The following is a 21,125-nucleotide window of genomic DNA, read 5'->3' as shown; positions in this document are numbered from 1 at the left end:
ATTTATAAAATATCTTCTTTCTAACTATTTTTATTTAGTTTACTATTTTTAAATCCATACGAAAAATATATTACTAATCCTATCGTTAACCAAATTCCAAACCATTTCCAATTAGATAAAGCCATACCTGTTAACAAATAACAACACGATATTAGCCCTAATAACGGAATAAGTGACAAATTTTTCAAAAAGAAAAAACAGTCATAATTAAGGTAAAAATAAAAAAGACTAATAAAGGTAAATTAGTAGCTAAATTTGACTCATTTAAACTTAATATGGATTCAAAATAATCTGGGAATAAGAAATTAATAATTCCAAAAGAGAAGATAACTAAGATTGGGAAAATCCATTTTGAATTTATATAAGGAATTCTAAACTTTCCTCTTGTAGGAGCATTAGCTTCTGCTTCATTATGAGGTGCTAACATAAGAACACCTCCACAAACTAAAACAAAAGCAAATAAGGTACCTATACTGGTAAAATCTAACACAAAATTTTCATCTGTAAAAAAGATAGGTAATCCCACTACAATACCTGTTACTATTGTAGCAAATCCTGGTGTTTTATATTTTGGATGAATAGCTGCAAATTGTTTAGGCATTAATCCATCACGACTCATTGTCATCCAAATACGAGGCTGTCCCATTTGAAAAACTAACATTACACTGGTCATTGCAGCAACTGCGGCAATTGACACTATAAACAACATCCATTTAATTCCTTTTAGAGCAAAGATTTCTGCTAAAGGATCACTAACCCCTAATAGATCATATTTTACCATTCCTGTTAATATTAAGGCTAAAATAATATATACTATGGTACAAACAACTAATGAATAAATCATACCTCTAGGTAAATCATGTTGCGGATTTTTACTTTCTTCTGCTAGAGTAGAAACAGCATCAAAACCAATATAAGCAAAAAAAACAGCTGAAACTCCTGCCATAACTCCTTTAAAACCATTAGGCATAAAAGGATTCCAATTATCTATATCAATATAAAATACACCTACTGCTATTACTAGTACTATAATAATCAATTTTAAATAGACCATAAAATTGCTTACATTTTTGACTCACTAGTTCCTTTATATATTAAATAGGTTATTAAAACGTTTATTAAAACTGCAGGCATATCAAAAATAATTTTTAGCCTGGCTACTTCTGGAGCATTTTTCCACGCTAATAATCCTTCTCCGCCCTTACCTTCAAGAAAAGCTGCATGTGCTGATTTATAATTTATAGTTAACCATTCAGGCAAATGCAAGCCAAAGGATTCTAATAAGTTAGTAAAATATCCACTCCATGAAAAAGCGATATAGATATTTCCAATAGAATATTCCATTAATAAAGCCCATCCTATAATCCAAGCAAACAATTCACCAAAAGACACATAAGCATAGGTATAAGCACTTCCTGAAACGGGTACTCTAGAAGCAAATTCTGCATAACACATAGCGGTAAAACCACAAGCTATAGCACAAATAATATATAGTAAAATAACGCCTGGTCCTCCTGAGAAACAAGCATTTCCTATAGCTGAAAAAGTTCCGCCTCCTATAATAGCGGCAATTCCAAAAAAGGTTAAATCTTTTACAGTTAACACTTTATTTAACCCTGAGTGTTCCCCATCACCTCCTTGTTTTAGGATTATATCTAGTGATTTTTTTCTAAATAATCGTGTTAATGACATATTTTTTGATTGATTTTTTTTATTAAGATGAACAAATATATAAAACTTGCAGAAAAATTTTTATTTATCTCTTTTTTTTACACTTTCAATTACATTTTATTCAATATAGAAAAGCACAAAGGATTTATACTTCTATTTAATATTGTTCATCCTGAATTTTATATTCTAAAAAAGAAAGAACTATTACAATCTGACTCAATAAGTTAAAATTTTTAATTATTTCTGGTATTTATCTAATCCTATCACAAGTAAAATATAGCTCTATAGTAAAAAGAAAATCCTCTTTTAATCATGTAAAAAATACCTTTTCTGGTTTATAACAGATCATTTTACTAAAAATTTCATGTTTATTTTTAGTAATTCAATTATATCATTGCAATAACAATCTTCTTTATTATTAATAATATTTTTTTATAGAATTATCCTATACTTTTTTCCGACTTTTATTTTTAATAATCCTAATACCTAAATTATCTACTAAACCACTACTTCTGTTACAAAAAATAAAATCAACATTTTTTTGAGTTTTTTTAAAAGGAAAGGTATTCAACCGTTCTTTGAGGGATTTTTCCATAACACGCACAGTTTACCAGTACGTATCTCAAAAAACAATTGAATACCATAGATAATTAGGATATAAAAACACGAATAAAACTCATTTTTTATCCTATAAATAATTAAACTCCTGCTAATTGTTTTAATTCATTTACGAAACGTTCAGCTAAAATATCTGCTTCTTTTTGTGATGGTGCCTCAGTATAAATACGAATGATAGGTTCCGTATTTGATTTTCTTAAATGTACCCATTCTGTTGGAAAATCAATTTTAACACCATCAATAGTAGATAAATTTTCAGTTGCATATTTTTCCGCAATTTGACTCATAACTCCATCAACATCTATTAAAGGGGTTAATTCAATTTTATTTTTACTCATAAAATATTGTGGAAAATCCGCACGCATCTGAGCTACGGTGTTATCTTGATTAGCTAAATGAGTTAAGAATAATGCAACACCTACTAAAGCATCTCGTCCATAGTGAATTTCAGGATAAATAATACCTCCGTTACCCTCACCTCCTATGATAGCTTGAGTAGCTTTCATTAATTCTACTACATTAACCTCTCCTACTGCACTAGCTTGATAAGTACCATTATGTTTTTCAGTAATATCTCTTAATGCACGAGACGAAGACATATTAGAGACTGTATTACCAGGGGTTTTACTCAACACATAATCTGCAACAGCAACTAATGTATATTCTTCACCAAACATTTCTCCGTCATTAGAAATAAACGCTAAACGATCTACATCTGGGTCAACAACGATTCCGAAATCAGCTTTTTCTTCTACTACTAATTTACAGATATCACCCAAATGTTCTTTTAAAGGTTCTGGATTGTGTGGAAAATGTCCATTAGGTTCGCAATACAACTTAACGACCTCCACTCCCATTTGTTCTAATAACTTAGGAATAATAATTCCTCCAGAAGAATTAACTCCATCTACTACAACTTTAAATTTTTTCTTTGCTACTGCTTCAACATCTACTAAGGGCAATTTTAACACCTCATCAATATGAATATCCATATAGGCATTATTTTCTGTAATTTCACCTAATGAATCAACATCTGAAAAATCAAAGGCTTCTTGTTCTGCTATTTCTAAAATTTTAGCACCATCAGCACCACTTAAAAACTCACCTTTAGCATTTAATAATTTCAACGCATTCCATTGTTTCGGATTATGAGAGGCAGTTAAGATAATACCTCCATCTGCTTGTTCTAATGGCACTGCAACCTCAACTGTTGGTGTAGTAGATAATCCTAAATCAATTACGTCTATTCCTAAACCTATTAAAGTATTAACAACTAGGTTATGAATCATAGGTCCTGAAATACGTGCATCACGACCGATACAAACTTTTAATTTATTTTTTGATATATTTTGTTTTAAAAAAGTTCCATAAGCAGAAGCAAATTTTACTGCATCTACAGGCGTTAAATTATCACCCACATTTCCACCTATGGTTCCTCTAATACCTGATATTGATTTTATTAAAGTCATTTTTGTTATATTTATAATTAAAAAACAAATATACTTTAAAGATTTAAGTAAAAAAACTATATTTATAACAGATCTAATCTAAAACTCTATACATTTGAATTTTCTAGCTCATATTTATTTATCTGGTGAAAATGAATTACTAAAAATAGGTAATTTCATGGCTGATGGTGTACGAGGGAAAGAATATACTAAATTTGATCTTGAAATTCAAAAAGGGATACTCTTACATCGCTTTATAGATTCCTTTACTGATAGTCACCCTGTATATAGAAAAAGTAAACATCGACTCCATGAAAACTATGGCCATTATTCAGGAGTTATTATGGACATTTTTTACGATCATTTTTTAGCAAAAAACTGGTTAAACTATCATTCTACTCCTCTAAATAGATATGCTGAAAAGTTTTATGAATCATTACAAAATAATTATAGTTTACTAACTACTAGAACCCAAAAAATGCTCCCTTATATGATAGCTAATAATTGGCTAGTAAGTTATAGTACACTTTCAGGAATGGAAATGATACTTTTTCAAATGGATTATAGAACGCAACATAGGGTAAATATGCCCAAAGCAATACATCAATTAAAAGAATTTTATCTTCTTTTTGAAGAAGAGTTTACTATTTTTTTTGACATTTTAATTAATGAATGTAAGATAAAACTAATAAACATCTAAAGAAAATGTATTTAGCAAAAAATAATTAAGAGACTAAGTCATCAAACTATAAAATACAAAGTATGCAGTTTATTTCTTAATCTCTTAAATGGTAAAACAAAGTGGTAATACACTAAAGCTTAAAGTATTTTTAAAATTTGTGATGCGTGTTCTTTTGTTTTTACTTTTAGGATAATATCTTCAATATATCCATTTTCGTTAATTATAAATGTCGTACGATGAATTCCATCAAACTCTTTCCCCATAAATTTTTTAGGTCCCCACACTCCATAAGCTTGAATTAATTCTTTATTTTCATCAGCTAATAGAGGGAAAGGAAAACTATATTTATCTGAAAATTTTTTTGAGTTTTCGCATTATCTGCACTAACTCCTAATAATACATAATTGAGTGAAGTAAACTTTTCAAAATTATTACTCAAATCACATGCTTCAGCTGTACATCCTGGGGTATTTGCTTTTGGATAAAAAAACAATACAATTTTTTTACCAGCATACTTTTTTAATTCATGTAAATTTCCATTTTCGTCTAAAGTCGAAAAATCGGGAGCTTTATCTCCAATTTTTAAATTTGTCATTGTTTTACTTATTTTTGGTAAAAATAAATAATAATGAACAAAGCAGAAAAAGTTAATTTCGTAATTAACACTCTTAATGAGCTCTATCCTACTATTCCTATTCCTTTAGACCATAAAGATCCTTATACTTTATTAATAGCTGTTTTACTTTCAGCTCAATGTACTGATGTAAGGGTTAATCAAATTACGCCTCTTCTTTTTGCTAAGGCAGACAATCCTTATGACATGGTTAAATTAAGTATTGAAGAAATACAAGACATCATTAGACCTTGTGGCTTATCTCCTATGAAATCAAAAGGAATTTATGGATTATCACAAATTTTAATTGAAAAGTACAATGGCATAGTTCCAGCATGTTTTGATGCACTAGAAGCATTACCAGCAGTAGGTCATAAAACAGCAAGTGTTGTTATGAGTCAAGCTTTTGGAATTCCTGCTTTTCCTGTAGACACTCATATTCATCGGTTAATGTATCGTTGGAATTTATCAGATGGTTCTTCTGTACAACAAACTGAAAAAGATGCTAAAAGACTTTTTCCTAAAGAAACGTGGAATGATCTTCATTTGCAAATTATATGGTATGGAAGAGAGTATTCTCCCGCAAGAGGGTGGAAACTTGAAAATGATATCATCACTAAAACGATTGGAAGAAGTAGTGTATTAAAAGAATATAATAAAAAAAGCATCCTGAAATAATTAGGATGCTTTTAGACATTAGACATTGCATAATCAAGTATTAGTTGGTAACTAACTCAAATTTTTACCATCTGCTTTTATAATTTTTAAGGCTTTAGAATAACTCAATATAAAATGTACTGTTTCTTTTTCAGGCATCATTTTAGAAAATTGAGGTAGTGTCTTTGTGTAAAGTTTTGCCATAATTTATTTTTCTAAATTCTTTTAGAATATAACGCAAACTTTGTCTTTTTATTATTAACTAGCTAAAGTAATATTATTTTTTTCTATGCTCCTTCTCATATTAAGTAGTGCATAGCGCATACGCCCTAAAGCTGTATTGATGCTAACTCCTGTAATTTCTGCAATTTCCTTAAAGCTAAGATCATCATATATACGCATCTCTAACACTTGGCGCTGATCATCTGGTAATTGTTCTATAAGACGAATTAGATCATTTTCTACCTGATCTGCAATCATCTTCATTTCAACATTAGGAGATCCATCTGTAATGAGAGAAAAAACAGAGAATTCTTCTGTATCCCTATACTTAGGCATTTTTCGTTCTCTTCTAAAGGTATCGATCACTAAATTATGAGCTATTCTCATAACCCAAGGCAGAAACTTTCCTTCTTCATTATAATGTTTTCCTCCTCCTTTTAAAGTTTTAATAACTTTAATAAAGACATCTTGAAAAATATCATTTGCTATTTCGCTATCTTGAACTTTTGAATAAATAAAGCTGTAGATTTTAGTTTGATGACGATCAATCAATTGAGCTAAGGCATTTTCATTACCTTCTATATAGCTCTTTACTAAGAGTGCATCTGAAATTGAAGTAGTAGTCATAAACAATACTTTTTAAAGTTATTTGGATAAAAAAAACTATAATTAAAAGTATTATTGCTTTATAGGCGTTGTGTTTAAGTGTTATAACACAAAGTTATAATTATTTTTTCTATAATAACAAAAAAATATATTTTTTTAACATATTCGGTAAAATATTTTTAGCTTTTATCCTTAACAACTACTACTTTAATTTCTATACTTATGCAAATTTAATTCAGTAAACTAAAAAAACAAACAGCTAATAAACTTCCTAAAACAGGTCCTAAAACAGGAATCCAACTATATTTCCAATCAGGACTTCCTTTATGTTTAATAGGTAAAATAGCGTATAAAATACGAGGTCCTAGATCACGTGCTGGATTAATAGCATACCCTGTTGCTCCTCCTAATGAAAGTCCTATTCCTAATACTAATAGGGCAACAGGTAATGCGTCTAAACTTCCTAAAGAAGCTTTTGGCCCTGTTAAAAATAATATACCTATAACTAAAGCAAAAGTTGCTATTATTTCTGAAATTAAATTATGAAAAACATTTCGAATTGCGGGTTCATTACAAAAAGTAGCTTTTATTAATCCTATATCTTCCGTTTCGTCATAATGTTGTTTATATGCAAAATAAACAAATAATGAACCTACCATTGCACCTAAAAATTGAGATAAAACATAAAAAGGTAAATCTGTCCATGTTAATTTTCCTTGAATTGCTAAAGCCATTGACACAATGGGGTTTAAATGAGCTCCACTACTTGAAGCGGTCATATATACTCCTACGAAAACAGCTATTGCCCATCCAAAGGTTATTACAATCCATCCACCATTATTACCTTTTGTTTTGTTTAAAACAACATTGGCAACGACACCATTACCTAATAGTAATAGGATCATGGTTCCTATAAATTCTGCTAAAAAAGGATTCATCATTTTTAATTAATTAAATATTGATTCGTTAATTGTTTAAATTCGTTTATTTCTTTTTCCATACTCTGGAGTGTTTTTCCTTTTTCTAAAGCTATTATTTGCGCAACTGTTTCTACGCATTGTAGGCAAGCAAATGCGTCTAAAAACAATAATCGAATACGTCTTGCTAAAATATCTTCTATTGTTTGAGCCATTTCATTACGAATAAACCATACTACTTCTGCTTTTGTGTAGGGGTATTTAGGATGAATTAAATTCGTTAGTTCTTCATTTTCATAAAATAATTCTTTTATTTTAGGAGCATCGGTTCCATAAATAGACATATGAGAAGCTTCATTTAAATCAATTGAACCATGTATCTTAAGTTGTTTTGTTCTACATTTTTTAGGAGGCAAATTAGCTGCTTGAATGGCTACATTTAGGGTATGTTCAGCTATACTTCTATAAGTTGTCCATTTCCCTCCAATAACATGAATTAAACCAGAAGGAAAGATCGTTACGACATGATCTCTAGGCATTACTTTAGTAGTATTTACATCAGCTTTTTTTTACTAAAGGTCTTAGACCTACAAAAACACTTTTAACATCATTCTTCTTTATTTTATTTAAAGAGTATTTATTAAAATGATCTAAAACAAATTGTATTTCTTGTTCTAAAGCTAAAGGTTCTACTAAAACTTTATTAACAGGCGTATCTGTTGTCCCTAAAATTATTTTATCATACCAAGGAATAACAAAAAAACTCTTCCATCATCAGTTTTAGGCATCATTAATGCGTGATTAGTATTAAAAAAATGAGAATCAACTACTAAATGTATTCCTTGTGACGGTGCTATTGTTTTAGAAATATTCTTTTCAGCTAGATATAAAAGATCATCAGCAAAAACCCCTGTAGCATTAATAATTATTTTTGATCTAAAATAGAATTCTTCTTGAGTAAATACATCTTTTACTTTAATTCCTTTTAAGTATTCTTTTTCTTTTATAAAATCAGTTACTTCGAAATAATTAACTACTATTGCTCCTTGTTCAATAGCTGTTTGAGCTAAGTTAATTGCTAATCTACTATCATCAAACTGACCATCATAATACAAAACTCCTCCAAATAACTTTTTTGGATTTAAATCGGGAAGGTATTCTTTTGTCTGTTTTTTTGATAAGAATTGGGTAGGTCCTAGACTTAATTTACCAGATAATAATTCATAAATCCAAAGCCCTATACCATAAAACCATTTATCATACCCATTATAAGCTGGCATAACAAAAGGAATTTTCCTACAGACATGAGGTGCATTACGTAACAATCTTCCTCTTTCTAATAGAGCTTCTCTAACTAAATGTATATTCCCTTGTGCTAAATACCGAACCCCTCCATGAACTAATTTTGTAGCTCTACTGGAAGTTCCTTTTGCAAAATCGTTTTTTTCAACTAATAATGTTTTATATCCTCTAGATGCTGCATCTACAGCACATCCTAACCCTGTAGCTCCCCCTCCGATTATTATAATATCAAAATCGTTAGTGGATTTTAGGATATGAATTTGATCTTGTCTATTCATTTATATAAATGCTTCTGATGCACTAATGGCTTTTTTCCAACCTTCATTTAGGGTATTTCGTATTTCTGGTTCGATAGTAGAAGTAAATATTTTTTCTACCTGCCATTGTTGTTGCAATTCGTCTATATTTTTCCAAAAACCAACTGCTAAGCCAGCTAAATAAGCAGCTCCTAAAGCGGTTGTTTCTGTAATAATAGGTCGTATTACTTTAGTATTTAATACATCAGCTTGAAACTGCATAAGGAGATTATTAACTGTTGCCCCTCCATCTACACGCAGTTCTTTTATATAAATATGACTATCTGCTTGCATTGCTAACAAAACATCTCGAGTTTGATATGCTATACTTTCTAAAGATGCTCTAGCTATATGGCCTGCTGTAGTTCCTCTGGTTAAACCTGTAATAGTTCCTCTTGCATGTTGATTCCAATAAGGGGCTCCTAATCCAGCAAAAGCAGGTACGACATAAACTCCTTCATTCGTTTCTACAGTAGCTGCTAAGGTTTCTATCTCTTCCGAAGATTGTATAATTCCTAATCCATCACGCAACCATTGAACAACTGCTCCTGCTATAAAAACACTTCCTTCTAAGGCATAATGTGTTATTCCATTTATTTTCCAAGCAACTGTTGTTAGCAAATGATTTTGAGATGGAATTAATTCTTCTCCTGTGTTCATTAACATAAAACAGCCTGTTCCGTATGTATTTTTAACCATACCTGGCTGAATACACATTTGTCCAAATAAAGCGGCTTGTTGATCTCCCGCTATACCTGCAATTGGGATATTAATATCTGGATCTAAGACATTAGTATAACCATAAATTTCACTACTACTACAAATTTCTGGTAAAATATTCATCGGAACGTTTAGAATTTCTAATAATTCTTCATCCCATTCACAATTATGAATATTACATAATAACGTACGACTTGCATTACTTACATCAGTAGCATGAACTTTCCCTTGGGTTAAATTCCAAAGTAACCAAGAATCAATAGTTCCAAATAAAATTTCATTTTGCTCTGCCATTTTTCTTGCATCTTGAACATGATCTAAAATCCATTTTACTTTAGTTCCACTAAAATAGGAGTCAACTACCAAGCCTGTTTTTTGTTGAATTATATTATTTAATCCTCTTGATTTTAGATCATCGCAAAGAACAGCTGTTCTTCTATCTTGCCAAACAATTGCATTATAAATAGGCTTTCCTGTTTTTTTATCCCATAATACAGTTGTTTCACGTTGATTAGTTATACCAATGGCTTTAATTTCAGAGGTTTTAATTTGTGCTTTTTCTAAGACTTGAAAAATCGTTGAGAGTTGTGATTCCCAAATTTCAATAGGATCATGTTCTACCCAACCTGGAATGGGAAATATTTGAGAAAATTCTTTTTGGGATACTGCTACAACATTCCCTTGTAAATCAAATAATATAGAACGACTACTTGTAGTTCCTTGATCTAATGATAAAATATATTTTGACATAATATGCGTGCATAGTTTTATCAAATATAACGAAATCAGAAAGTAATTTAAAAGCAATCATTAAAAAAATGTTAATTTATTTTTAGCTAAACAACATTTTAAATATTTAACATTATTTTTTATTCTAAAACTAAATATTTTAAAAGAAAAAACTAATAAGGCTTTATGTCTTATTAGTTTTTTTCTAAATCTAACCGAAAATTAGTTTTTTAATTTTGATTTCTAAAAACTAATTGATTATCAAAACAATCTAAAAGAATCATGCTTTCTGTAGTTACTTTTCCAGCTAGAATTTCTTTAGATAATTGATTTAAAACTTCTCTTTGAATTACTCTTTTTACAGGTCTTGCTCCAAATTCTGGATCAAATCCTTTTTCTGATAAATAGGTAATCGCTTCTGGTGTTGCATCCATAGTTATGTTTTGATGTGCTAACATTTTCGTTACGCTTTTTAATTGAAAAGCTACAATTTCTCTAATATTAGCATTACTTAACGGTGTAAACATAACTATTTCATCTATTCTATTAATGAATTCTGGGCGAACTGTTTGTTTAAGCAAACCTAAGACTTCTACTTTTGCTAATTCAGTAGCAGCTTCTATAGATCCTGCTAAGTTTTCAAATTTTTCTTGTATTATCTGACTTCCTATATTAGATGTCATTATAATGATTGTATTTTTAAAATCAGCTAGTCTTCCTTTATTATCAGTTAATCTTCCTTCATCTAAAACTTGCAATAAAATATTAAAGGTATCTGGATGTGCTTTTTCTATTTCATCTAATAAAACTACAGAATATGGCTTTCTTCGAACTGCTTCTGTTAGTTGACCTCCTTCATCATATCCTACATAACCTGGAGGAGCTCCTACTAATCTACTTACACTATGACGTTCTTGGTATTCACTCATATCAATACGAGTCATAGCATTTTCATCATCAAAAAGATATTCTGCTAAAGCTTTTGCTAATTCTGTTTTACCAACACCTGTTGTACCTAGAAATAAGAATGATCCAATTGGTTTTTTTACATCTTGTAGTCCTGCACGACTTCTACGCACTGCATCACTAATAGCTTGTATTGCTTCTTCTTGACCTACTACTCTTTTATGTAATTCATCTTCTAATTTTAATAATTTTTCTCGTTCACTTTGTAACATTTTAACAACCGGTATTCCTGTCCATTTTGCTACAACTTCTGCAATATCATCTTGTGTAACTTCTTCTTTTATTAAAGAATTTCCTTGTTGATTTTCATTTAATTGTTTTTGCAAATTATCTAGATTTTCTTGGGCTTCTTTTATTTTTCCATATCTGATTTCTGCTACTTTCCCATAATCTCCCTCTCTCTCTGCTCTTTCAGCTTCTATTTTAAGATCTTCAATTATTAATTTTACGCTTTGAATTGCATCTACTAGATCTTTTTCAGATTTCCAACGAGCAAAGATATCATTTCTTTCTTCTTTTAAATTAGCTAAATCTAAACCTAAAGTTTTTAACTTAATTTCATCATTTTCTCTTTTTATTGCTTCAATTTCAATTTCTAATTGCATAATTTTTCGATCCAAGACATCTAATTCTTCTGGTTTTGAATTAATTTCCATACGCAATTTAGAGGCCGCTTCATCCATTAAATCAATAGCTTTATCTGGTAAAAAACGATTTGTTATATAACGTTGAGACAACTCGACTGCTGCTATAATAGCGTCATCTTTAATACGTACTTTATGATGGGTTTCATATTTTTCTTTGATACCTCTTAAAATAGAAATAGCACTTTCTGTATCAGGTTCATCAATATTAACTTTTTGAAAACGTCTTTCTAATGCTTTGTCTTTTTCAAAATATTTTTGATATTCATCTAAAGTGGTTGCCCCAATAGCTCTTAATTCACCTCTAGCTAAAGCTGGCTTTAAAATATTAGCTGCATCCATAGCTCCTTCTCCTCCACCAGCACCAACTAATGTGTGAATTTCATCTATAAATAAGACGATATCTCCTTCAGCAGAAGTTACTTCTTTTACTACTGATTTTAAACGTTCTTCAAACTCTCCTTTGTATTTTGCTCCTGCTATAAGAGCTCCCATATCTAAAGAATAAACTATTTTATTTTTAAGATTTTCTGGAACATCTCCATCTACAATCCTATGCGCTAATCCTTCTGCTATAGCTGTTTTTCCTACTCCTGGCTCCCCTATAAGCATTGGATTATTTTTTGTACGTCTTGTTAATATTTGTAAGACTCTTCTTATTTCTTCGTCTCTTCCTATAACTGGATCTAACTTTCCTGTTCTAGCTAATTCATTTAAATTTTTAGCGTATTTATTTAATGAATTATATGTTTCTTCGGCAGATGCAGATGTAACTCGCTCACCTTTTCGTATTTCAGCAATGGCACTTTCAAGTCCTTTTTCTGTAACACCTTGATCTTTTAATATTTGAGCTACTTTACTTTTTGATTTAAAAATAGCTAAAATTAAATGTTCAATAGAAACATACTCATCATTCATCTTTTTAGCAATATTATTTGCTTCTATTAATGACGTATTCGCATCACGAGAAAGCATTAAATCACCACCCGATACTTTTGGGAAACTTTGAATAGTACTTTCTAATATCTTCTTAAAGAGCTCTACATTTACATTTAATTTTTTTAAGATAAACGGGGCTACATTTTCATCAACTTCTAAAATTCCTTTAAAAATATGTTCATTTTCTAATTGTTGTTGATCATTACCTTGCGCAATTTGTTGTGCTTGCTGCAAGGCTTCTTGTGATTTAATTGTTAAATTATTTAAGTTCATTTTTTCTAGTTTTGGATTTTACTTTTTAACTGTAATTCTTAACTCATGTTTAGAGTTATTTTCTTTGCATAAGAATAGACAATTTATGTTCCATTGTACTTTTCAAGACATAATGTCTTTATTTTTTTTAAAAAATCAAAAAAAAGAAGTCAAAATGACATGGTTTTACTATTAAAAAGAGAGAGTTCTTAGATAATAATAAAAATAAGTCACATTAAAAAGTGTAAAAAAATTAAACTTAACAGAAGTAAATAGTAAAATTAATTTGAATGAATAGAAAACACTATTTTATTTCCTTTATATCCCTAGATTTTTTTATAAAAGATCAATTATTATTATACTAATTTAGTATCATTAAAAGAGCAACTATAAAATATCTATATACAAATAGTTAAAGTAAATTAATATTGAAGATATAAGATATTTGAATAAAAAATTTAGACCTAAACATCTAAATCGAACAACTTTCTCAACACATCTAAAGCAGGATTAATATCACGCATTAATTGATATTTTTCCTCTGCTGTAAAAGCTTTTTTGGTTTCAATGGTTTCGTTTAGTCTGATTTCTAAATTAATGGTATGATTGTGTAGTTTTCCTCTTAGGTAACCTAATAAATCATGTTTTTCTCCTTCAAAATCTATTTTTGAACTTTCATTAGGTAATTCGTGAATAATAGTAGTTCCTTCTAAAACAGGATCATTAATCAACATCAAAGATTCTAAAATCTTATACCCTTTATTACCTAGTTTTTGTGCATATTTCAACCATTGTTCTAACATTTCTGTTTCAGTAAATGGTTCTACAGGCAATTCATCATGATGTTTTTGTTCTGGTTTTAACTGCGCTTCTAATTCTTTTTTGATCCTTATACTAGACAAAGACAAAGAAGATACTTTAGGTCCTATATTTTGACTAGGTTCTGGCTTAGGTTCTATTTTAGCAACTACTTTTGTTTCATTTGTAGTATCCTTTACTTCACTAGACACCTGAGATTGCTGAGGTACAACCACTTGTTTTACTTCTGTAATAGAAAAACTAGTGTTTTTATAATAAGTGGGAGGAATTATAAATGAGTTAGCTTTTTTTTTTCTCCATCAAAAGTGATAGAGGCTAACTGCATTAAACACAACTCTACTAAAAGTCGTTGATTTTGAGATGTTTTATATTTTAAATCACAATCATTAGCTAACTCAATTCCTTGTAATAAAAAATCTTGTGAGGCTTTTTGCGCTTGCTCTCCATATAATTTTTGAGCATGCTCTCCTGCTTCTAAAAGTATTAACGTTGCTGGATTTTTACAAACTAATAAATTTCTAAAATGTGAAGCTAAACCTGCAACGAAGTGATGACTATCAAAACCTTTTGCTAAAATTTCATTATAAGCTAATAATAAATCTGGAATTTTATTTTCTAAAATTAAATCTGTTACTTTAATGTAATATTCAAAATCAAGAACATTTAAATTTTCTGTAACTGCGGCTCTTGTTAAATTTTTCCCACAATAAGAAACTACTCGATCAAAAATAGATAAAGCATCACGCATAGCACCATCAGCTTTCTGGGCTATTATATGCAGAGCATCATCTTCAAAAACGATATCTTGACTTCTAGCTACTTCGGCTAAATGTTCTTTAGCATCTTTTACTGTAATCCTTTTAAAATCAAAAATCTGACAACGAGATAAAATCGTAGGTATAATTTTATGTTTTTCAGTTGTAGCCAGTATAAATATAGCGTGCTTTGGAGGCTCTTCTAATGTTTTTAAAAAAGCATTAAAAGCTGCGGTTGACAACATATGTACCTCATCTATAATATAAACTTTATATTTACCTGTTTGAGGTGGTATACGTACTTGATCAATTAAATTACGTATATCATCTACCGAGTTATTTGAAGCAGCATCTAACTCAAATACATTAAAAGCAAAATCTTCATTAGGATCATCATACCCTTCTTGATTAATTTTTCTTGCTAAAATTCGAGCACAAGTTGTTTTACCAACTCCTCTTGGCCCTGTAAATAGCAATGCCTGAGCTAAATGATTATTATCAATGGCATTTAACAAAGTATTCGTAATAGCCTGCTGCCCCACAACATCTTTAAATGTTTGAGGTCTATATTTACGTGCTGATACAATAAACTGTTCCATAGACAAAAATGAGTTACAAATATAGTAGATTAAATTTATAGTTTCCAAAAGGAAACTTCTATTTATTTCTTTTAACTATTTTCAAAGCGATAAGTATATTTTTCTTTAAAAATTAAGTTTTTTTTGAACGAAGTAATAATTTATACACGAGTTATTCATAACTTTGCAGCGCAGGTCGCCTTATCGCTTTCTAAACGTAAGTTTAAAAGAGGAAAGTCCGGACACCAAAGAGCAAGCATAGCGGGTAACGCCCGTCACTTTGAAGTAATTCAAGGGAGGACAAGTGCAACAGAAAGGATGTACAGGTAATGCTGTAGTGAAATCAGGTAAACTCTATGCGGTGAAATGCCATGTATATCAGTAGTTAAGGGTTGCTCGCCCGTTGCTGAGGGGTAGGCAGATAGATCATATTAGTAATAATTTGGCTAGATAAATGATAAGGGCATATTTTTTATGTACAGAATCCGACTTACAGATCTGCTTTTTTTTACTTTAGTTACTATATCTTTTTAATCAATCTTCACACTCCCTTCCACTGAAGCAGTATATTTACACAAGACAGTAAAACTAATTATTATAAAGACCAAACACAACTTAGCTCAATTAATATAAGACTAAATTATTTTGATAATCGAAGTACTAACGCTTCAGCAGAATCTTTCAATGTAAAAATAAAAGCTTTTAGAAGTAAATTTAGAGGGGTGAAAAATATAGAATTCTTCCTTTTTAGACTAACTAATTTATATGCGTAATTTTAACTAATCCACATAAATATAACTTAATCCGTAGTATTTTCACATTAAGAATACAATAATTTAAGTTTTTCCTAAAAATGAAAGAAAGCACCTCTATTCTTGGGGATAAGAGGCACTTCTCAATCAAATAAACAAACTAAAAAACTAAACTATCATGAATTTATTTTCAGATTTTAAAATTCTAAAAACAAATGTTGTTCTGATTTCTGATACAAATATAAAACAAGTTTCGATTAAACAGCAAATAAAATCGATAAAAAACACTTTTTTTATTTTAAAGTAAGAAAAAAACTACAATTGTAATCTTTTTATGGGGCCAAACGATCGATTTTCCAGGTAAAATCTTCTTTTAATTGATATCTAATTCGATCATGTAAACGGTTTGGACGACCTTGCCAAAACTCTACTTCCTTAGGTTCTACTAAAAAACCTCCCCAATAATCAGGTCTAACTATTTCTTTTCCCCCTATTTCTTTTTCTAACTCATATAATTTTTGATCTAAAAACTCTCTACTTGGAATTACTTCACTTTGACTTGAAACTATAGCTCCTAATTTACTTCCATCTGGCCTTGAGTAAAAATAAGCATCAGAAATGGAAGATAATACCTTTTAGCAATTCCTTTTATAACAACTTGGCGCTCCATTGAATGCCAAAAAAAGAAAGACATACATTAGGATTATTTGCTATTGCTTTTCCTTTTTCTGATAAATAATTAGTATAAAAAACAAATCCTTCTTCATTATATTTTTTTAACAACACTACTCTTGCTTTAGGAAAACCATCTAAACCTATTGTTGAAACAGTCATTGCATTTACTTCATCTACTCCTCCAAAATCCTCTACTTCGTGAAACCAACGATGAAAAAGATTAATTGGATCTTCTGGAATATTTTTCTCTAGCAATTCACTCTTTTGATATACTTTTCTATAATTACTTAAATCTTCCATTTTTATGATTTAATTATGTTTATTTTGTTTTACATCTATTTTAATATCACATAAAAACCAGATTAAAAAAATGCTATGACAGCTAAAACTCTTTTTGTGTTAAAAAAATGATTTTACCATATCAAAATTTCAACCTGAAAACGAGACAATAATACTTTATCTCTTTCAATTACTTTTTATCCTCTATTACAAAAGAAATTCAAAGATTAAAGCTAGCACACTGAATTTATATAACCAAGATTTTATTTAATTATCTTTTTTTACCAATTTTAATACAATTGATAAGAACAGAGTAGTAATCATTTTTATAAATTAAAAGTATATATTTTAAACTGTTCAAAAAGTTTATTTAAAAGAATTTAATCAAAAAGAACTAGAATATTAGGCTAAATAAGATTTTTGAAAAAACACTCTAATATTTATTCCTTTTAAATAATATACTGATCAATTAATCATATAAATATATTTTATATAATCATTAAACTAAATTAATAATTAAGATTTAAAGAGGGATTGTTTTAGAATTTAAAATTAGCACCATCATCCCCTAATAAAACATTTTTAAATATAGATTCAGCTTCTTTTTTAAAGAGCTTTATAGATTCATAACGGGTTGAATAATGCCCCAAAATTAATTTACCTACATTAGCTTGGTGAGCAATTTTAGCAGCTTGCTCAGCGGTTGAATGCATTGTTTTTTCTGCTACATGTTCCTCTGCATTTAAGAATGTAGATTCATGATAAAGCACTTGTACTCCTTTTATAATAGGAACAATACTTTCGTCATACTGGGTATCAGAACAAAAAGCATAACTTTCTGATTTAGGTGGATCAAAACTTAAAACATGATTTGGAATTACCCTTCCATCATCTAAAGTAATATCACGTCCGTTTTTAATATTTTGAAAATAACAACTCTCTATTTGGTATTCCTGTACTTTATCTACATTGAGTTTACGTTCTTTGGTTTTTTCTGTAAATAAAAAACCATTTGTATACACCCTATGTTTTAAAGGAATTGTTCGTACTACTATTTTTTTATCTTCATAAATAACTTCCGATTTTTTTGATTTAAGCTCTACAAAATTTAATTCATATTGAGGCCATGAATTTGCTAAACGAAGTTGTAACTTAATAACTTCCTTAATCCCCACTGGTCCATAAATAGTCAGCGGGTTATGCCTGTTTAATAAGGTAAAGGTAGAAATCAAACCAATTAACCCGTAAAAATGATCTCCATGTAAATGAGAAATAAAAATTTGATTAATAGCTGTAAAACGGATTTTATTTTTTCGTAATTGCGTTTGTGTTCCTTCACCACAGTCAATTAAAAATAATCGATTACTAATTTCTAAAACCTGTGATGTAGGGTTTGTGAATGTCCTAGGTGTAGCAGCATAACAGCCTAAAATAGTTAAATTCATTTATATAAAATATCAAAAATATTGCAGTTTTAATATAAAAGAAAATAAAACTGCAATATTTTTTTATTTTCCTTTTCTTCTGTTTCTTTCTCTTTTAATTAAGGTAAGCTCTCTACTTGTTTGACCTGCAACAGAAGTATTTTCCTCTGCTCTTCTAATTAGATAAGGCATAACATCTTTAACGGGACCAAAAGGCAAATACTTAGCTACATTATACCCATTAGCGGCTAAATTATAACTAATATTATCACTCATACCGTATAACTGACCAAACCACACTCTAAAGTCATTTTTAGCAATTCCTTTATGCACCATCATCTCCATTAGTTTGTAAGAACTATCTTCATTGTGAGTACCCGCAAAAATAGCCATTTTATCAATATGCTCCATCATATAAGCTACTGCATCATTAAAATTATAATCAGTAGCTTGTTTAGAGTCACAAATAGGTGTTTTATAGCCTTTCTCTTGCGCTCTTGCATTTTCTTTTTCCATATAGGCTCCACGAACTAATTTCATTCCTATATGAAAACCTTCTTGTTCCGCTTGAGCATGTAATTTTTTTAAATAATCTAAACGATCCCAACGATACATTTGAAGCGTATTGTATACGATAGCTTTTTCTTTATTATATTTTTGCATCATCCTTGCTACTAAATTATCAGCAGCATCTTGCATCCAACTTTCCTCTCCATCAATTAATAAAGCAATATCATTTTCGTATGCTAATTTACAAACTTTATCAAAGCGTTCTTCTACTCGCCCCCATTCTGCTTGTTCAACTTCTGTTAATTCTTGACCTTCTCCTAGTTTTTGATATAATTCAAAACGCCCAAAACCGGTAGGTTTAAAAACGGCAAATGGAATTGCTTTTTTTCTTTTGCAAAAAGAATAATTTTTAATGTTTTATTCATTGCATCATCAAAAGCTTTTTCATCCTCTTTACCTTCTACAGAATAATCTAAAACAGAAGAAACTCCTTTTGTATACATCTTATCTACTACTGGAATACAATCATCTTCTGAAACACCTCCACAAAAATGATCAAATACTGTAGCCCTGATTAATCCTTCAACCGGCAATTTTGCTTTTAAAGCGAAGTTCGTAACTACTGTTCCTATTTTCACCAAAGGCTGAGAATCGATCACTTTAAACAAAAAATGAGCTCTTTCTAACTCAGTATCGCTTTTTAAACTAAAAGCATTTTGTGTATTATCAAATATTTTTTCCATTTTATTTTTTTTCTTATGCAAATATAAAATCATGAGTCCATTATTTATATAGTATTTTTTATTTTATTTTGCACAAAAACTTAATTTTCAAAAAAATGCAGGCTTTTTCTTCAGTACATTTCGTAAATGACAATTATTTAGGATTAAATCAATTTCTAAAAGAAAATCAATTTTCTAAAATTTTCATCTTAGTAGATGAAAATACAAATGAATATTGCTTACCTCATTTTTTATCTTATTTGGAAACAGAACTTCCCTTAGAAATAATAGAATTAGAAGCTGGAGAAGAAAACAAAACAATTGAAACTTGCGTAAACGTTTGGGAAGCTTTAACAGAACTAGGAGCTGATAGAAAAAGTTTAATTATCAATGTAGGAGGTGGTGTAATTACAGATATGGGAGGATTTATAGCCTCAACTTTTAAACGAGGTCTTTCTTTTATAAATATCCCTACTACTTTATTAGCTATGGTAGATGCTTCTATTGGGGGAAAAAACGGCGTTGATTTAGGTGGTTTAAAAAACCAAATTGGAACTATTACCCAACCTGAAATGGTACTTATTAACACACAATTCCTTCAATCATTATCTCAAAGAGAACTCCGTTCTGGTCTAGCCGAAATGCTGAAACACGGACTTATTGGAAATAAAAATCATTGGAATCGTTTCAAAGATCTTACAAATATTAATTTTCAAGAATTTGATTTTTTAATTGAAGAATCTATAGCAGTGAAAGCAAAAATTGTTAAAGAAGATCCTAGAGAAATAGGAATCAGAAAAGCACTAAATTTTGGTCATACGTTAGGTCATGCAATTGAAACTTACTTTTTAGAACACCCCAACAAGGAACGACTACTTCATGGTGAAGCCATTGCTTGTGGCATAATTTTAGAGAGTTTTTTATCAGTAAAAAAAGATCTTTTATCATTGAATGAATATCTTGAAATAAAAAATTTAATACTAAATCTATATGATTCTATTAATTTTAACGATAATGAAATCAATTTTATTATGAATTTATTAATTCACGACAAAAAAAATGAGTTTGGAAAAATACAATTTACCCTTCTAAACTCAATTGGTCAGTGTATAATAAATCAAACAGTAACAGACTTTGATATCCTAGCTGCTTTTGATGATTATAAAAATTGATTTTTTTAAAAATTTTCTTTGGAGTAAAAAGTTATTATTTTTTATTTTTGCCAGCTATGGACGAACCCCTTTATACCGAATTAGAAATCATTTTTGCGAATATTCGTATTTGAATAAATTGTATTGAGTTTTTTTATTAATTTTAATTACAATTTAT

The 21,125-nt window shown here is 29.5% G+C and carries 15 protein-coding genes, 1 other RNA gene and 4 pseudogenes; 5 read left to right on the top strand and 15 right to left on the bottom strand.

Annotation, left to right across the window (positions count from 1 at the left end):
• Window positions 1–20: 20 nt before the first annotated feature.
• Window positions 21–1,692, bottom strand: a pseudogene (locus JJC03_RS11445) (amino acid permease).
• Window positions 1,693–2,369: 677 nt separating this feature from the next.
• Window positions 2,370–3,758, bottom strand: coding sequence for a phosphoglucosamine mutase (gene glmM, locus JJC03_RS11440; RefSeq protein ID WP_088398106.1), 1,389 nt, complete (start codon window positions 3,756–3,758; stop codon window positions 2,370–2,372).
• 94 nt (window positions 3,759–3,852) lie between these two features.
• Here glmM and JJC03_RS11435 point away from each other — a divergent pair, with 94 nt between their 5' ends.
• A complete protein-coding gene (locus JJC03_RS11435) occupies window positions 3,853–4,437 on the top strand; it encodes an acyl carrier protein phosphodiesterase (protein WP_088398107.1) in 585 nt (194 codons plus the stop codon).
• A gap of 119 nt (window positions 4,438–4,556) precedes the next feature.
• On the opposite strand, the pseudogene bcp reads toward JJC03_RS11435, so the two are convergent.
• Window positions 4,557–5,014, bottom strand: a pseudogene (gene bcp / locus JJC03_RS11430) (thioredoxin-dependent thiol peroxidase).
• Between the two features lie 33 nt (window positions 5,015–5,047).
• Between bcp and JJC03_RS11425 the strand changes: the two are divergent.
• Window positions 5,048–5,710 (top strand): endonuclease III domain-containing protein, encoded by a 663-nt coding sequence (locus JJC03_RS11425; RefSeq protein WP_088398109.1) that lies wholly within the window; start codon window positions 5,048–5,050, stop codon window positions 5,708–5,710.
• A gap of 51 nt (window positions 5,711–5,761) precedes the next feature.
• On the opposite strand, the gene JJC03_RS17980 is transcribed toward JJC03_RS11425, so the two are convergent.
• From JJC03_RS17980 to dnaX, 9 genes are all read right to left on the bottom strand, one after another.
• Entirely contained in the window at window positions 5,762–5,893 is a 132-nt protein-coding gene (locus tag JJC03_RS17980) for a hypothetical protein (RefSeq protein WP_258931863.1), read from the bottom strand.
• 54 nt (window positions 5,894–5,947) lie between these two features.
• Complete coding sequence (locus JJC03_RS11420) at window positions 5,948–6,538, bottom strand: RNA polymerase sigma factor (RefSeq protein WP_088445104.1); 591 nt, start codon at window positions 6,536–6,538, stop codon at window positions 5,948–5,950.
• A gap of 209 nt (window positions 6,539–6,747) precedes the next feature.
• Window positions 6,748–7,455, bottom strand: a complete 708-nt coding sequence (locus JJC03_RS11415; protein ID WP_165624142.1) for an MIP/aquaporin family protein — start codon at window positions 7,453–7,455, stop codon at window positions 6,748–6,750.
• Window positions 7,456–7,460: 5 nt separating this feature from the next.
• On the bottom strand, window positions 7,461–7,973 hold the full coding sequence (locus JJC03_RS17975; RefSeq protein ID WP_258931862.1) for a glycerol-3-phosphate dehydrogenase C-terminal domain-containing protein: 513 nt from the start codon (window positions 7,971–7,973) through the stop codon (window positions 7,461–7,463).
• A 192-nt stretch (window positions 7,974–8,165) separates the two neighbouring features.
• Window positions 8,166–9,014 carry a glycerol-3-phosphate dehydrogenase/oxidase gene (locus JJC03_RS17970; protein ID WP_258931860.1) on the bottom strand — a complete coding sequence of 283 codons (849 nt, stop codon included), beginning with the start codon at window positions 9,012–9,014 and terminating at the stop codon, window positions 8,166–8,168.
• Window positions 9,015–10,502 (bottom strand): glycerol kinase GlpK, encoded by a 1,488-nt coding sequence (gene glpK / locus JJC03_RS11405; protein WP_088398113.1) that lies wholly within the window; start codon window positions 10,500–10,502, stop codon window positions 9,015–9,017.
• A gap of 209 nt (window positions 10,503–10,711) precedes the next feature.
• The gene (clpB, locus tag JJC03_RS11400; protein ID WP_235873353.1) at window positions 10,712–13,303 is read right to left on the bottom strand and encodes an ATP-dependent chaperone ClpB; all 2,592 of its coding nucleotides are present in this window, start codon (window positions 13,301–13,303) and stop codon (window positions 10,712–10,714) included.
• A gap of 443 nt (window positions 13,304–13,746) precedes the next feature.
• Window positions 13,747–14,316: a DUF8439 domain-containing protein gene (locus tag JJC03_RS11395; protein ID WP_235819385.1), complete on the bottom strand. Its 570-nt coding sequence runs from the start codon at window positions 14,314–14,316 to the stop codon at window positions 13,747–13,749.
• 53 nt (window positions 14,317–14,369) lie between these two features.
• Entirely contained in the window at window positions 14,370–15,455 is a 1,086-nt protein-coding gene (gene dnaX, locus JJC03_RS11390; protein WP_088398115.1) for a DNA polymerase III subunit gamma/tau, read from the bottom strand.
• A gap of 167 nt (window positions 15,456–15,622) precedes the next feature.
• Between dnaX and rnpB the strand changes: the two genes are divergently transcribed.
• Window positions 15,623–15,943: RNase P RNA component class A (gene rnpB, locus JJC03_RS11385), an RNA gene on the top strand.
• A 57-nt stretch (window positions 15,944–16,000) separates the two neighbouring features.
• Window positions 16,001–16,207, top strand: coding sequence for a transposase (locus JJC03_RS11380; RefSeq protein WP_309597801.1), 207 nt, complete (start codon window positions 16,001–16,003; stop codon window positions 16,205–16,207).
• A gap of 311 nt (window positions 16,208–16,518) precedes the next feature.
• Here the strand turns inward: JJC03_RS11380 and pdxH are convergent.
• From pdxH to JJC03_RS11365, 3 genes and pseudogenes are all read right to left on the bottom strand, one after another.
• A pseudogene (gene pdxH, locus JJC03_RS11375) lies at window positions 16,519–17,161 on the bottom strand (pyridoxamine 5'-phosphate oxidase).
• Between the two features lie 518 nt (window positions 17,162–17,679).
• The gene (locus JJC03_RS11370; RefSeq protein WP_235873350.1) at window positions 17,680–18,585 is read right to left on the bottom strand and encodes a ribonuclease Z; all 906 of its coding nucleotides are present in this window, start codon (window positions 18,583–18,585) and stop codon (window positions 17,680–17,682) included.
• Between the two features lie 63 nt (window positions 18,586–18,648).
• A pseudogene (locus tag JJC03_RS11365) lies at window positions 18,649–19,817 on the bottom strand (proline dehydrogenase family protein).
• Window positions 19,818–19,912: 95 nt separating this feature from the next.
• On the opposite strand from JJC03_RS11365, the gene aroB reads away from it, so the two are divergent.
• Entirely contained in the window at window positions 19,913–20,968 is a 1,056-nt protein-coding gene (gene aroB / locus JJC03_RS11360; RefSeq protein ID WP_235873348.1) for a 3-dehydroquinate synthase, read from the top strand.
• Window positions 20,969–21,125 lie beyond the last annotated feature (157 nt).

It is taken from the genome of Flavobacterium oreochromis (assembly GCF_019565455.1).
Classification (GTDB): domain Bacteria; phylum Bacteroidota; class Bacteroidia; order Flavobacteriales; family Flavobacteriaceae; genus Flavobacterium; species Flavobacterium oreochromis.
The sequence above is the reverse complement of the archived record's forward strand: the minus strand, read 5'-3'. Positions and strand labels throughout refer to the sequence as shown.